The 15,567-nt window shown below is 68.6% G+C and carries 5 protein-coding genes; 4 read left to right on the forward strand and 1 reads right to left on the reverse strand.

Annotation, left to right across the window (positions count from 1 at the left end):
- Positions 1-117: 117 nt before the first annotated feature.
- Genes BCF44_RS10035 through BCF44_RS10045 form a run of 3 tightly spaced genes read left to right on the forward strand, consistent with a single transcriptional unit; the run spans position 118 to position 3,259 of the window.
- Positions 118-909 (forward strand): IclR family transcriptional regulator, encoded by a 792-nt coding sequence (locus tag BCF44_RS10035; protein WP_116173908.1) that lies wholly within the window; start codon positions 118-120, stop codon positions 907-909.
- 50 nt (positions 910-959) lie between these two features.
- Positions 960-1,784, forward strand: a complete 825-nt coding sequence (locus tag BCF44_RS10040; protein WP_116173909.1) for an NAD-dependent epimerase/dehydratase family protein — start codon at positions 960-962, stop codon at positions 1,782-1,784.
- Entirely contained in the window at positions 1,781-3,259 is a 1,479-nt protein-coding gene (locus tag BCF44_RS10045) for an aldehyde dehydrogenase (NADP(+)) (protein WP_116173910.1), read from the forward strand. The genes BCF44_RS10040 and BCF44_RS10045 overlap by 4 nt, the downstream gene beginning before the upstream one ends.
- A gap of 127 nt (positions 3,260-3,386) precedes the next feature.
- Here the strand turns inward: BCF44_RS10045 and BCF44_RS10050 are convergent, their stop codons facing one another.
- Complete coding sequence (locus BCF44_RS10050; RefSeq protein ID WP_116174275.1) at positions 3,387-4,685, reverse strand: MFS transporter; 1,299 nt, start codon at positions 4,683-4,685, stop codon at positions 3,387-3,389.
- Between the two features lie 247 nt (positions 4,686-4,932).
- Here BCF44_RS10050 and BCF44_RS10055 point away from each other — a divergent pair, with 247 nt between their 5' ends.
- A complete protein-coding gene (locus BCF44_RS10055; RefSeq protein WP_116173911.1) occupies positions 4,933-15,567 on the forward strand; it encodes a LamG-like jellyroll fold domain-containing protein in 10,635 nt (3,544 codons plus the stop codon).

Raw genomic sequence — 15,567 nt, forward strand, 5'->3', positions numbered from 1 at the left:
CTGCCATTGACCCTCTCCTCGCGGTTCACGTATCTGAATGCCGGTCGTACTTGTGAACGTTGGCACGGACTGTAAGAATCAGAACCACCGTGTGTCAAGGTCCTGGAGGCCGATCAGATGTCAGAGGCAGTCGACAGCACGGCCCCGACCAGGCCGGCGGCGGTGAAATCCGCGGACAGAACCGTCGAGCTGCTCGAGGTCATGTCCCGCTCGGAGCGCCAGCTCACGCTCACCGAGCTGCACAAGGAGCTCAGCTACCCCAAGTCCAGCCTGTACATGCTGCTCCAGACGCTGGTCAGCCGCGGCTGGGTGGAGGTGGACCCGCAGCGCGGCAGCTACGGCATCGGCGTGCGGGCGCTGCTGGTCGGCACCTCGTACCTGGACCACGACCCGGTCGTCCGCACGGCCATCCGAGTGATGGAGCAGGTGCGCCAGCAGATCAACGAGACCGTGCACCTGGCCCGACTGGACGGCGCGGACGTCGTCTACCTGGCCAGCCGCGAGTCGGAGCACCACCTGCGGGTCGTCTCCCGCGTCGGCCGCCGGCTGCCCGCGCACGCCACGTCGCTGGGCAAGGCCCTGCTGGCCGAGCGCAGCCGGGCCGAGGTGGACGCGCTGCTGCCGGAGAAGCTGGACGCGCTGACCCCGAACACCATCACCGACCGCGGCGAGCTGCACGCGCAGCTGGCCGCCTTCCACGCCGAGGGCTACGCGCACGAGCGCGAGGAGAACACCCCCGGCCTGGGCTGTTTCGCAGTCGCGCTCCCCTACCGCAACCCGGTCATCGACGCGATGAGCTGTTCGGTGCCGCTCGGCCGGCTGGACGCCGACCACGAGCGCCAGGTCGTCGGGGCGCTGCTCGCCGCCGCCCGGACCATCACCGAGGTCTTGCGTCAGTTCGGTCGCTGAGTACCGTTCTGAAGCAATTGTAAACGTTTGCAAGATGGAGGCCACAGCCCGTGACCGAACGCATCCTGATCACTGGCGCCGCCGGCGGCGTGGGCACGCTGATGCGGCCGAGACTCGCCGCCGCCGACCGGGTCCTTCGGCTGCTGGACATCGGCGAGCTGCCGGCCGCCGGCGAGGGTGAGCGCGTCGAGCTGCTCACCGGCTCGGTGACCGACCAGGCGGCGATGGACGCCGCCTGCGCCGGCGTCGACGCCGTCATCCACCTGGGCGGGCACAGCCTCGAACAGCCGTGGAAGGACATCCTGGCGGTCAACATCGACGGCACCCACACGGTGCTGGAAGCCGCGCGCCGCAACGGCGTGAAGCGGGTGATCCTGGCCAGTTCCAACCACGCGGCCGGCTTCCACCGGCGCGGCGCCGAGGACACGCCCGACTACGCGTTCCCGCGCCCCGACACGTACTACGGCGTCAGCAAGGTCGCCGTGGAGGCGTTGGGGGCGCTGTACTCCGACCGCTACGGCCTGGACGTGATCGCCGTCCGGATCGGCTCCTGCTTCGAGAAGCCGCGCGACGTCCGCATGCTGTCCACCTGGCTGTCGCCGGGCGACTGCGCCCGCATCCTCGAGGCTTGCCTGGCCACGCCTTCGCCCGGCTTCCGGGTGATCTGGGGTGTGTCCGACAACACCCGCCGCTGGGTATCCCTGGACGAGGCCAAGGCGTTGGGATATCAGTCGGAGGACAACTCGGAGCAGTTCGCCGAGGAGATCATCGCGGAGCAGGGCATGCCCGCCGCGGACGGCCCCGAGCTGAACTACGTTGGCGGTGTCTGGGTCACTTCCGCCTGGGACACCGCCGTCAAGGAGGCTGTTCAATGACCGCTGTGCAGGGCTACAACCCTCGCACCGGGGAACCCGTCGGCTCGGCCATACCGTCCACTTCGGACGCCGAGCTGGACGCCATCGTCGCCAAGGCCGCAGCATCCGGTTGGTCCGCAACGACTTCCGCCGTGCGGGCGGAGGCGCTGGAGCGGGTCGCGGACGCGCTGGACGCCTCGTCGTCGGAGCTCGTGTCCATTGCGGACAGTGAGACGGCGCTCGGCGAGGGGCGGCTGTCCGGCGAGCTGAAGCGCACCACGAACCAGTTGCGGCTGTTCGCCTCCGTGCTGCGCGAGGGCAGCTACCTCGAAGCCACCCTCGACACCGCGGACGCCACCACCGTGCCGCCGCGGCCCGAGCTGCGCCGCATCCTGCGGCCGATCGGCGTCGTCGGCGTGTTCGCGGCCAGCAACTTCCCGTTCGCGTTCTCGGTCGCCGGCGGCGACACCGCGTCCGCGCTGGCCGCCGGCTCGCCGGTGATCGTCAAGGCGCACCCGTCGCACCCGACGACGTCGGCGGAGACCGCCCGGATCGTGGCGGCCTCCTTGCCGGACGGCGTTTTCGGCATCGTGCACGGGCTGGAGGCCGGTCCTCGGCTCGTGCAGCACCCGTCGGTCAAGGCGGTCGGGTTCACCGGGTCCACCGGCGGCGGGCGGGCCCTGTACGACCTGGCCAACGGCCGGCCGGACCCGATCCCGTTCTACGGCGAGTTGGGTAGCGTCAACCCCACCGTGATCCTGCCGGGCGCGGCCACCGAGGAGACCGCCGCCGGCTTCGCCGGGTCGCTCACCCTTGGCGTGGGCCAGTTCTGCACCAACCCGGGGCTGACGTTCGCGCCGGCGTCGATGGTGGACGCGTTGACGGCAGCGGTGTCCGCCTCGTCCGGCGGCCCGATGCTCAACGAGCGGATGCAGCAGGGCTACCGGTCCGGCGTGGACTCACTGGCCGGCAGCGACCTCGTCGAGCTGGCGGCCACCGGCACGGATCCGGAGCAGGGCTACAGCGTCGCGCCGAAGCTGTTCACCACCGAGCTGAAGACCTTCGCCGCCAACCTCGGGACGCTGACCGAGGAGCACTTCGGGCCGGCGGGCGTGGTCGTCACGTACACCGATCCCGAGGAGCTGCTGGAGGTTCTGCCCCAGCTGCCGGGCTCGCTGACCGCCACCGTGCACGCCGGCGCCGACGAGCACGCTCTGGTCGGTCGCATCGGGGCCGCACTGCAGGCGGTCGCCGGGCGGCTGATCTTCAACGCCTGGCCGACCGGTGTCGCCGTGGCGTGGGGCATGCAGCACGGCGGCCCGTGGCCGGCGACCACCAACGCGCTGCACACCTCCGTCGGGTCGACGGCGATCCGGCGGTGGCTCGTGCCGGTGACGTACCAGAGCTGGCCCGAGGAGCTCCTCCCGCCGGAGCTCCAGGCCGGCAACCCGCTCGGCATCCCCCGCCGCTTCGACGGGGTCCTGGGTACAGCGTAGTTTCCGCGCGTTCCGCGCGGGGCGAGGCCGCCCACGAGGCCGGTGCCTTCCCTTGCCGCATGTCGATCGATGGAAAGACTCGATCGACATGCGGCGGCGGTCCAGGCACCGGCGGCGGCCTCGCGCATCACACCGTCTGCGGCTCCTCCGCCGGCACCCGCTGCGGCAATGCCACGAGCGCCAACAGGGCCAACACCGCGCAGCCCATGATGTACACGCTGATCCAGGTGCTGGACGCCGTGGCGGCCAGGATGGCGGTGGCGATCAGCGGCGCGGGGCCGCCGGCGATCACCGAGGCCAGCTGGTAGCCGATGCCGGCGCCGGAGTAGCGGACGTTGGTGCCGAACGACTCCGCGATCAGCGCGGCCTGCGGCCCGTACTGCATGGCGTGCAGCACAAGGGAGATCACGATGCCGAGCGCCACCAGGCCGGCGGCTTTCGTGTCCAGCAGGCCGAAGTACGGGAACGCGTAGAGGCCGACGCAGACGATCCCGATGCCGTACATGAGCTTGCGGCCGATGCGGTCGGACAGCCAGCCGAACAGCGGCACGCAGACCACGCCGGCAGCCGCGGCGATCATCGTGTAGCCGAGCAGGTCGTCCTGGTTCAGCTTGAGCTGCTTGGTGCCGTAGGTCAGCACGAACACGGTGAACAGATAGAACGGGGCCTGCTCGGCCATCCGCACGAACGCCGAGCTGAGGATCTCCCGCGGGTGCTCCACGATCGCGCGCCAGACCGGTTGGCGCACAACGGCATCCCGGTGTACCACCGCCTCGAACTGCGGCGACTCCAGCACCCGCAGCCGGACGTACAGGCCGATGCCGATCAGCGCGACGCTGAGCAGGAACGGGATCCGCCACGCCCACACCAGGAACCCGGCGCCGGACCAGTCCGACACCAGCCGCACCACACCCGTGGACAGCAACAGCCCGATGGGCACGCCCAGCTGCGGCATGCTGGCCATCAGGCCGCGTTTGCGCTGGTCACCCCACTCCATGGCGAGCAGCACCGAGCCGCCCCACTCGCCGCCCACGCCGATGCCCTGCGCGATGCGCAGGATGGTCAGCAGCACGGCCGCCGTCACGCCGATCGAGGCGTTGGTCGGCAGGCAGCCGATCAGCGCGGTGGCGACACCCATCGTCAGCAGCGTGCCGATCAGCGTTCCCCGGCGGCCGATCCGATCCCCGAAGTGGCCGAACAGCGCCGCGCCGATCGGCCGCGCCGCGAATCCCACGAACTGCACGCCGAACGCCGCCAACTGACCGGCGAACGGGTTGCTGCTGGGGAAGAACAGCTTCGGGAAGATCAGCGCCGCCGCCGTGTTGTAGAGGAAGAAGTCGTACCACTCGATCGACGTCCCGATCGTGCTCGCGATCGCGGCACGCCGCCGCTGGGTGCGAATGAGAGCCACGTCACTGTCACTCATGCCGATCACAGTGAGCGCGGTCCGTGACGGTGTCAAGAACGGCGGGAAGGCCATTTCATCCCATTCGTTCCATAGATCCGGTCACGGTGAACGTTACGTGATTTCGCCGACACAACTGGTTGTTTTCAGCGAGGGGTGCGCTGTCTTTAACTAGATCTCACGCTCGTTTGGCGTGTGTAAGGGGGGCTTTACGTTGCGTGTATCCACGCGTGTCCGCAGACTGGCGGCAGTCACGACGTTGACGCTGATGGCACTGGGTTTCTCGACCCAGAACGCCTCGGCCGAGCAGTTGGCCCTGCCGGCGCTGCACCTGCCGGCGTTCCCCGATCTCGGCGCGTGGCTGACCACGCCGAACTGGGGAAAGCTGCCGCAGCAGGCCGGCGGCAGCGCCGCCGGCCTCAGCCACACGGCGTCCGCGGCTTCCACACACGCCTCGGGTGGGGCGGGCAATCCGCGCGGCAAGGGCGCCGGTGAGCTCCCGCCGTACCAACCCCGGCCGCCGCGGCCGCGTACCGGCCCCGGGTCCAGCCAGCGCGTCGCGTCCGGATTCGACGCCGCGACCAGCGTCCGCATCGCGGCGAAGTCGTCGGCGACGATGAACTACTTCCAGAACACCGACGGCACCGTCACCCGGAAGTACAGCCAGACGCCGGTCAACTACCAGGACGCCGCCGGGGCATGGCAGCCGATCGACACCACCGTCGAGCACGGCGCGGACGGCCGCTGGCACGAGAAGGCCAACTCCGCCAAGGTCGACTTCGCCCCCACCGCAACCGATCCGACGCTCACCTCCCTCGCCGTGGACGGCTCGCACTCGGTGGCCTACTCGGTGCAGGGCGCGGCCCCGGTGACCCCGAAGGTGTCCGGCTCGAACGTCACCTACGGCTCGATCCTGCCCAGCACGGACCTCCAACTGGCGCCGAATGCCACGGGCGTCAAGGAATCCATCGTCCTGCGGGATGCTCACGCGCCGACGACCTGGACGTTCCCGCTCAAGCTCACCGGCCTCACCCCCAAGCTCGCCGCCGACGGCTCGGTCGATCTGGTCGACTCCGCCGGCGCCGTGCGGGAGCGGGTCCCGCACGGCTACGCCTTCGACTCCAAGCACGCCACCACCGACGCCGTCAGCTACGAACTGGCCACCGTGGACGGTGTGCCGGCGCTGAAGGTCAGCCTGGACAAGAACTGGCTCGCCGACGGCAAGCGCGTGTTCCCGGTGACGGTCGACCCGACCTTCACCCTGAACCCGACCTCGACCTACGTCCAGAAGGACAGCCCGGGCGACCACTCGATGGAGCAGACCCTCAAGGTCGGCTCCACCAACGGCGGCGCCGACTCCGCGCTGGCGTTCCTGGCCATGCCCAAGGACATCGACAACCAGCACGTCCAGGTCACGTCGGCCAGCCTGTCGCTGTTCGACACCTACGCCGCCAACTGCACGCCGACCACCGTCAACATCGTCAACCTGGTGCAGCCCTGGACTCCGACCACCGTGACGTACCCGGGGCCGGGCGGCGCGAACGTGATGGGCGCGGTCGCGCCGAACGTGCCGAACGCCTGCACCAATCCGCAGGGCGACCGCTCGCGCGGCGACTGGGTGACCATCCCGCTGACCACCGACGCGCTCAACGCCTGGTCCAACGGCAGTCAGCCCGACTACGGCGTGGCGATCGTGCCCGCGAGCTACACGGACCCCAATCAGCGCAAGGAGTTCGCGTCCTCGAACATGGGGCCGGAGGCGCCGTACCTGACGGTCACCACCGCCGGCAACGTGCCGCCGCAGATCGACACCGTGTACCCGCCCAACAACGGCTTCGCCGCGACGACCACGCCGTGGCTGGAGGCCACCGCGCACGACCCGGATCACACCATTTCCACGCTGATGGACTTCGACTTCCAGGTCGTGGACGCCAACAACACGACCGTCATCGACTCCGGCACGGTCCATGGCGGCGCGAGCTGGCAGGTGCCGGCGGGCAAACTGCAGTTCGGGCAGACCTACTACTGGACGGTCGCGACGTCGGACGGGCAGGCGTGGTCGGACTGGTCGGCGTGGACGGCGCTCTCGATCCAGGTGCCGCAGCCGGTGGTCACCTCGTCGCTGTCGCAGAACAACGGCGACCACGGCTTCGACCCGGGCATCGGCAACTACACCACCAGCGCCACCGACGCGGAGGTGCAGAGCGCGGGTCCGGCGCTGGCGGTCACCCGTGACTACAACTCCCGCGATCCCCGCACCGGCGGGGCTTTCGGCGCGGGGTGGTCCAGCGTGTTCGACGCCAAGGCGACCGAGCTGACCACCACCGACTTCAACAACAACCCGGTCCTGGTGAGCACCGTCATCAGCTATCCGGACGGTTCCGAGGTCGGGTTCGGCCTGAACACCGACGGTTCGTTCAGCTCCCCGCAGGGCCGGTTCGCGGTGTTGCGGGCGTTGCCGAACAAGACCGGCTACACGCTGACCGACAAGAACGACACGGTCTACACGTTCGGCCAGGCGCTGAGCACGGGCGGTTTCGGGATCAGCTCGATCACCGACGCCAACGGCCGCGCGCAGAACTTCACCTGGGCAGGCGGGCACATCACCACAGCCACCTCGGCGACATCGGGCCGGGCACTGCACTTCACGTGGTCCACGCCGTCCGGCGCCAGCACCGCGCACGTGGCGACGGTCGTCACCGACCCGGTCACCGCCGGCCAGTCCTCGACGGCGCTGACCTGGACGTACAACTACACCGGCGACAACCTGGCCAGCGTGTGCGCGCCGGGCGCCGGCACCGCATGCACGACCTACGGCTACCAGAGCACGTCTCAGTACATGGCCACGGCGCTGGACATCGGGCCGCATTCGCTGTGGCCGCTGGGTGAGCAGCCGGGCGCGGCGACCGCGGTGAGCGCGATCCACGCCAACGAGGGCAACGACAACGGCACCTACAACAACGTCGCCCTCGGCCAGCCCGGAGCGCTGGTGGGATCCACGGCGACGTCGGCCGGGTTCAACGGCACCTCCTCCTACGTCCAGCTGCCGACCTCCCTGTCCAGCGGCTGGAACGGCTCCGCGATCTCCATGTGGTTCAAGACCTCGGCCACCAACGGAGTCCTGTACTCGTACAGCGGCAGTGCCATCACCAACAACACCACGCTCGGTGACTACGTGCCGGCGCTGTACGTCGGCTCGGACGGCAAGCTCAATGCCGAGTTCTGGTACGGCGGCGGCACACCCATGGTGTCCAAGGCCGCGGTCAACGACAACCAGTGGCACCACGTGGTGCTCCAGGAGTCCGGCAACAGCCAGGGCCTGTACCTGGACGGCGTCTTCGTCGACTACCGGGTCGCGAACATCCCGCTGATGGCCAACTTCTACCGGTACATCGGCACCGGCTTCCTCGGCGGCACCTGGCCGGACGAGTCGCACCAGTCCAGCACCAGCAACACCGGGTACGCCAGCTACTTCAACGGCTCCATCGCCGATGTGGCCCTGTGGGACAAGCCGGTGTCCAGCGTCTACCACCCGCAGCTGTACCAGGCGGGCCTGCACGCCTCGACGCTGCTGACGTCGGTCACCCGGCCGTCGGGCAATGTGCACGCCCAGGTCACGTACGACCCGGTGAGCGGCGCGGTGCAGCAGCTGACCGACGAGAACGGCGGCGTGTGGAAGGTCGGCGCCCCTACGGTGACCGGCTCCAGCCAGGTCTACCGGTCGGCGGTGCTCGGCGCGGGCCCGCTCGCGTACTACCGGCTCGGCGACAATGTCGGTGCGGCACAAGCGGTCAGCGAGGTGAAGTACGGGGCCGCCACCTACAACGCCGCGACCCTCGGCTCGACCGGCCCGTTCCAGGACGCCACCGCGGCCGCCTTCAACGGCACCAGCTCGTACGCACAACTGCCCGCCGACACCGTGTCCTCGTCGTCCCAGAACCTGTCGGCGGAGCTGTGGTTCTCCACCACCACCGGCGGCGGAATCCTGGTCGGCGCGAACGCCAACCAGCTCGGCCCGTGCAACGCCACCGCCTGCACACCGATTCTGTGGGTCGGCACCGACGGCAAGCTGTACGGCAACTTCTACACCAGCGGCGGCGCGCCGCAGCTGGTGTCGTCGAAGACGGTGACGGACGGCGGTTGGCACCACGCGGTGATCTCGGCGTCGTCGTCGAGCCAGTCGCTCTACCTCGACGGTGACGCGGCGCAGACCAAGACGACCTCGCCGCTCACGATGACCGGCTACAACTACGCCTACCTCGGCGCCGGCGCGCCCGGTCTCGGCTGGAACGGCCTGCCGGCCAACAATCCGGTGTACTTCAAGGGTTCCATCGCGGACGCGGTGTTCTACCGGACGGCGCTGTCCTCGGCCCAGGTCGCCCAGCACTTCAACGCGGCGAAGAACTCCCAGGGCCTGCTGCCGGTTTCCACGGTGAAGATCACCGACCCGGGCGGCAAGACCCTGACGTACCAGTACGACCTGATCAACGGCAACCGCAAGGTGTCCGAGACCGACGGGCTGGGCAACAAGACCAGTTACGGCTACGACTCGGCCGGCTTCCTCAACACGGTCACCGACCCGAACGGCGTGGTCAACACGACCGGCCACGACGTGCGCGGCAACACGGTGTCGCAGACGACGTGCCAGAACCAGGCCGCCGGCATCTGCTCGACTGCGTACTTCACCTACTTCCCTGACGACACCACCAAGACGCTGTCGCCGGATGCCCGCAACGACGTGATGCTGACCGTCCGGGATGGACGGTCGTCGAGCGCCACTGACAACACGTACCTCACGTCGTACGGCTATGACGCGAAGGGCAACCGGACCAGCATCACGACGCCGCCGGTTCCCGGTTTCCCCAATGGGCGCACCACATCCATCGCGTACACGGCTATCGGTCTGCCGACCGTGACGACCTCGCCGGGCGGCACCCAGAACACGATCACGTACGCGACCAGTGGGGACGTTCAGCAGACCCAGAACGCGGAGGGTCTGGTCACCAAGTTCACCTACGACGGCGTGGGCCGGGTGGCGACCAAGACCGAGGTTTCGGACTCCTACCCGAACGGCCTGGTCACCACCTACGGCTACGACGGTCAGGATCACGTGACGTCACAGGCCGATCCGGTGGTGACCGACCGGATCACCGGCGCGACGCACAACGCGACCACCACCAGCGTGTACGACGCCGACGGCAACATCACCTCGCAGACCGTGGCGGACGGCACCGGCGGTGACGCCTCGCGGACGTCGACGTCGACGTACAACACGTTGGGGGAGCTTGCTTCCTCCACCGATCCCAGCGGGAACACCACGACGTTCACCTACGACGCCTATGGCCACAAGGCATCGGACACGGACCCGAACGGGGCGGAGACCGACTTCACCTACGACGCCGACGGCCACGAGCTGACCCAGTCGATCCAGTACACCGGCAGCCCGCTCAACCCGCATGCCGCGGCGCCGCTGGTGGAGAAGTCCACCGCTTACGACCCGACCGGCCGGGTGGCGTCCGAGACGGACTCCATGGGCAACAAGAGGTCGTACACGTACTTCGACAACGGTCTCAAGGCGACGGAGACCAGGACCGACCCGACCGGCGCCAACTCGTTCATCGAGGAGCAGGACTTCTACGACGCCGCCGGCAACCAGATCAAGAAGGTCACCAACAACCTCGCCACCGTCGAGACGTCCACTGTGGACGCCGCCGACCGCACCACGCAGACCGTGACGGACCCGGGTGGGTTGAACCGGACGACGACCGTCTCCTACACGCCGGACGACAAGCCGGCCGTCACCACGATGTCGGACTCCACCGGGGCGGTGCGCACCACCACCGCGACCTATGACCCGATGGGCAATCCGACCTCGCAGAGCCTGTTCACCGACGGCGCCGGCCGTCCCGCCGGCTGGTGGCAGCTCAACCAGACCACCGGCGCGACGGTGCCGGACTCGTCCGGCAACGGCGGCACCGCGGCCGCCGCGAACGTCAGCTGGGCCAACGGCGCCGGCACGTTCAACGGCACCAACTCCACCGTCACCACCAATGGCCCGGTGCTCGACACCACCGGCAACTTCACCGTGTCTGCGTGGGCGAACCTGAGCTCCACCGGCAAGTTCGCCACCGTGGTCGGCCAGGACGCCACCCAGTGCTCGGGCTTCTTCCTCCAGTACAGCGCGACCGACAACGCCTGGGCCTTCGCCAAGGTCAACGCCGACGTCAACAACGCCACGGGCATCCGGGCACACGACACCGCCGCGCCGGCATTGAACACCTGGACTCACCTTGTCGGCACCTACACCGCCGCCAACGGCCAGTTGTCGTTGTACGTCAACGGGGTCCTGGCCGGCACCGCGACCGTCACGACCCCGTACAAGGCCAACGGCCCGCTGACCATCGGACGTGGCCAGTACAACGCCGGCCCGGCCGACTACTTCCCGGGCTCGATCGGCAATGTCCAGGTGTACCAGCGGGTTCTGACGCCGGCGGAGATCTCCACGCTGGCCGCCAGCCAGACCGGCGGCACCACCGCCTCCTCGCACGCGATCACCATGACGCGGACGCTGGACCAGCGGGGGCTGCCGACCTCGGCCACCGACCCCGACGGCAACACCACCAACTACTCCTACGACGAGGCCGGCCACCTGGCCGTCACCACCTCACCGGTCGTGTCGGTGGAACACAACGGCGGCACTGCCACGCAGGTGCACCCGGTGACGATGACCGGGTATAACACCTTCGGCGAGGCGACGGAGCGGGACGACCCGAACGGCAACGTCAGCACTACGGTGTACGACGCGGCGGGCCGACCGGTGTCGATCACGCAGCCGAACTACACCCCGCCCGGCGGCTCGCCGATCACCGCGGTCACCGTCAAGACATACGACAAACTCGGCAACCTGGTGCAGGTGTCGGACCCGCTCAGCCGGGTCACCAAGTACGTGTACGACCAACTCGGCGACCAGGTCCGCACCACTGACCCGGCCGGCAACAACATCGACACCGTGTACGACACCAACGGCGACAAGCTGTCGGTGACCGACCAGGCCGGCGCGCAGACCCAGGCCACCTACGACTACCTGGGCCGCCAGATCACCTCCACCACCCTGGAGCGCTACCCGTCCACGATCACTTCGACCACCACGAACTCCTACGCCGGCTCGCCGGGCAACGCGTTCCTGGCGTCGACCACCACCCAGAGCGGGGCCAATACCCAGTACGGGTATGACGCGCTGGGCGAGAAGACGTCGATCACCGACCCTGCCGGCAACATCACCCGGTCCTCGTACGACTTCCTGGGCCGTAAGACGTCGACAACGCTGGCCGACGGCTCGTCCACCGCCACCACCTACGACACCTCGGGCAACCCGGTGTCGGTGGCGCAGAAGGACCCGAGCGGGGCCGTCCTGGCCACCTCGTCAGCGACCTTCGACGACAACGGTTTCCAGCTCTCGACCACCGATGCGTTGGGCCACACGAGCCGGTTCACGCACGACGCCACCGGTGCGGTGACCCAGGAAGTGCAGCCGACGTCGGCGACCTCCTCGATCACCACGTCGTTCGGCTACGACACCGCCGGCAACCGGACCCGGTTCACCGACGGCCGTGGCAACGCGACGATCTACACGTATACCCCGTGGAACCTCAAGGAATCGGTGATCGAACCGACTACCGCGACCTACAGCACCGCCGCCGATTCCACGTTCACCACCGCATATGACGCCGACGGCGAGCCGGTGTCGCAGACCCAACCGGGTGGGGTGACGATCACCGCCACCTACGACGCGGTCGGCAACCTGCTGACGCAGAACGGGTCCGGGGCGGATGGGCAGACCGCCGCCCGCACCTTCGGTTATGACTCGGTGGGCCGGATGACCTCCGCCGCCACCAGCGCGATCGGCACGAGCGTGCCGGCGTCGAATGAGACGTTCACCTACAACGACCGCGACGAGTTGCTGACTGCTAGCGGCTCGGCCGGCTCGTCGTCGTTCGGGTACAACGCCGACGGGTTGATGACCACCCGTACCGACGCGTCGGGCACCAGCAGCTACGGCTACGACTCCGCCGATCGGCTGTCCACGATCCAGGACTCCATCACCGGTACCCAGCTGACCTACGGCTACAACTCGCTCGACCAGGTCAACCAGGTCAAGTACGGGTCGGGCAATCAGCGCACCTTCGGCTACGACGGGTTGCACCGCCTGGCCAGCGACACGCTGAAGACCTCCGGCGGCGCGACGGTCGCGTCGATCGGCTACGGCTACGACCTCAACGGGAACCTGACCTCCAAGACGACCACCGGTTTCGCCGGGGCGGCCGCCAACACCTACACCTATGACCAGGCCAACCGGCTGACGTCGTGGAACAACGGTTCGTCCACAGTCAACTACGCCTACGACGCGTCGGGTAACCGGACGCAGGTCGGGTCGAACGTCTATACCTATGACGCCCGGGACCAGCTGACTTCCGACGGCGTCAACTCGTACACGTACACCGCGCGGGGCACCATGTCCTCGCAGACCAACACGTCCGGCACGCAACGGTCCACTTCGGACGCTTTCGGCCAGATGACGTCGCAGAACAACCAGTCCTACACCTATGACGCCCTCGGCCGGGCGTTAACCGACACCGGCACCACGTTCTCCTACTCCGGCATGACCAACACTCCGTCGTCGGACGGCGTGAGCACCTACAGCTACGACCCGTCCGGCGGCCTGGTCGGCATCGGCGGGGGCGGCGTCTCGACCCTGGCGTTCGTCGATCAGCACACCGATGTCGTCGGTGACTTCACCGCCAACGGCACGTCGCTGTCGGGTTCGACGACCTACGACCCGCTGGGCAACGTGACGTCCACGTCCAACCAGGCCGGGCGTCTGGGCTTCCAGTCCGGCTGGACCGACACGTCCACCGGCAAGGTGAACATGGCCGCACGCTGGTACTCACCCCAGACCGGCCAGTTCATGAACCGGGACACCGCCTCCCCCGACCCCATGCCCAACTCGGCCGCCGCGAACCCGTTCGCCTACGTCGACGACGACCCGCTGACCCGCACCGACCCGTCCGGCCACGGCTGGTTCTCCGACTTCGTGTCCAGCGCCTTCCACGCCGTCACCCATGTCGTGCAGGCCGTCACCCACTACGTCGCCGTCCACGTCGTCCAGCCCGTCGTGCACGCCGTGCAGGTCGTGGTCCACGCCGTCGCCGACGCTTACCACGCCGTAGCCCGCGCCGCCGCCCGTGTCGTCCAACGCGTCGTCCGCGTAGCCCGCGTCGTCTACCACGCCGCCGTACACGTGGTGAAAACCGCTTATCACGCCGTATCCACAGCAGTGCACCATGTCGTGGCCGCAGTGAAGACAGCCGCCAAGGCCGTCGGCAACGCCGTCACCTCAGCCGCCAAGGCCGTGGCATCCGTAGCCAAGAAGGCCGTCGCCACCGCGACCAACTTCGTCAAGGCTCACGCCTCGACCATCGCCGGCATCGCCGTCGGCATCGGCGTCGGTCTGGCCTGCACCGTGGCCACCGGTGGCGTCGGCGCCATCGGCTGCGCCGCGTTGGCCGGCGCCGCCGGCAACGCCGTGTCCTACGCGATGGACTGCCATGCGAGCCACTCCTGCTCGCTCGGCGGCGCCGTCGAAGCCGTCGGCCTCGGCGCCCTCGGCGGTGCCCTGGGTGCCGGTCTCGCCGGCCCCCTCGGTGGCAAGCTGGTGGCCACCGCGCTCGAAGACGTCATGCCCAAGGTCGCCGCCTCCGCCCTCGTCGGCCTAGGCTCCGGCGCCGCTTCCGGCGCCATCACCTCCGCCGTCGGCTACGGCATGTCTTGCGGTTCCTCCCAGGATGGCTGCTCGTTGTCCGGTGCTGCCTCCGCCGTCGGCTCCGGCGCCCTGTGGGGCGGCTTGATCGGTGGCATCGCCGGCGCGGCCGGCGAAGCCGTCGGCAAGAGCGACAACACCACCTGCCACAGCTTCGTCCCGGGCACCAAGGTGCTTATGGGCGATGGCACCAGCAAGTCCATCAGTCAGGTGCAGGTCGGGGACAAGGTCGCTGACTCCGTGCCGGGTGACACAACGCTCCAGACGCACACCGTGCAGAAGGTCATCGTCACCCAGACCGACCACGACTTCGTCAATCTGACCATCAAGAAGCTGGCCACCAAGCTCGGCAAGGCCGCCGCCGGCCTCGCTGTCGCCACCGCGGCCGTGCTCGGGTCCGCCGCCCCGGCCTCCGCCGACACCTCGTCCACTCTGACCACGACCTTCCACCACCCCTTCTACGACACCACCCAGGCCGCCTTCGTCGACGCCGTCGACCTCCACCCCGGCGACCGACTCCAAACCGCCGACGGCGGCGCCGCCGAGGTCACCTCGGTCCGGGCCTACCACCAGACCGAGACCACCTACGACCTCACCATCGACGGTCTCCACACCTATTACGTGGTTGCCGGCGCGGCGCCGGTGCTCGTCCACAACTGCGGTGCGGACGACCTGGCCCCCGAAGCGAAGGCCAGCTATGACACACTGACGTCCGCTGTTGGCCGCGCGGCTTCGAGGAGTGCACAGGACATTCGGAACTCATTGACTCCTGGTCAGCTCGCCGTCGGGCGGGCCCTGCCTTGGCTGCGATCGATGTTCGTCGGCAGCAACATCGAGAACGCGGTCGCGAGCGACCCGGCGGTGTTGTCAGATCCGAACATCACCCACTTGGGCACGTCCATGCCCGGTCAGTCGGTCCCCGACTTCCATATCAGCACAGGCGACGGGGAATTCCCCGTTGATGTCACGGGTGGCAGTCAAAGCTCGGTCAACGGCCATCTCCAGCGCCCGTACATTACCCACAGGAGTCAGATCATCGACTATCCGTCGATTCCGAAAGCGAAGCTGAACGACATATTCAAGTAG

The sequence above is a fragment of the Kutzneria buriramensis genome (assembly GCF_003387475.1).
Lineage (GTDB): Bacteria > Actinomycetota > Actinomycetes > Mycobacteriales > Pseudonocardiaceae > Kutzneria > Kutzneria buriramensis.

Coding starts and splice junctions, on each gene's coding strand:
- BCF44_RS10035 (WP_116173908.1), top strand. CDS start 118: ATGTCAGAGGCAGTCGACAGCACGGCCCCGACCAGGCCGGCGGCGGTG.
- BCF44_RS10045 (WP_116173910.1), top strand. CDS start 1,781: ATGACCGCTGTGCAGGGCTACAACCCTCGCACCGGGGAACCCGTCGGC.
- BCF44_RS10050 (WP_116174275.1), bottom strand. CDS start 4,685: ATGAGTGACAGTGACGTGGCTCTCATTCGCACCCAGCGGCGGCGTGCC.
- BCF44_RS10055 (WP_116173911.1), top strand. CDS start 4,933: ATGGCACTGGGTTTCTCGACCCAGAACGCCTCGGCCGAGCAGTTGGCC.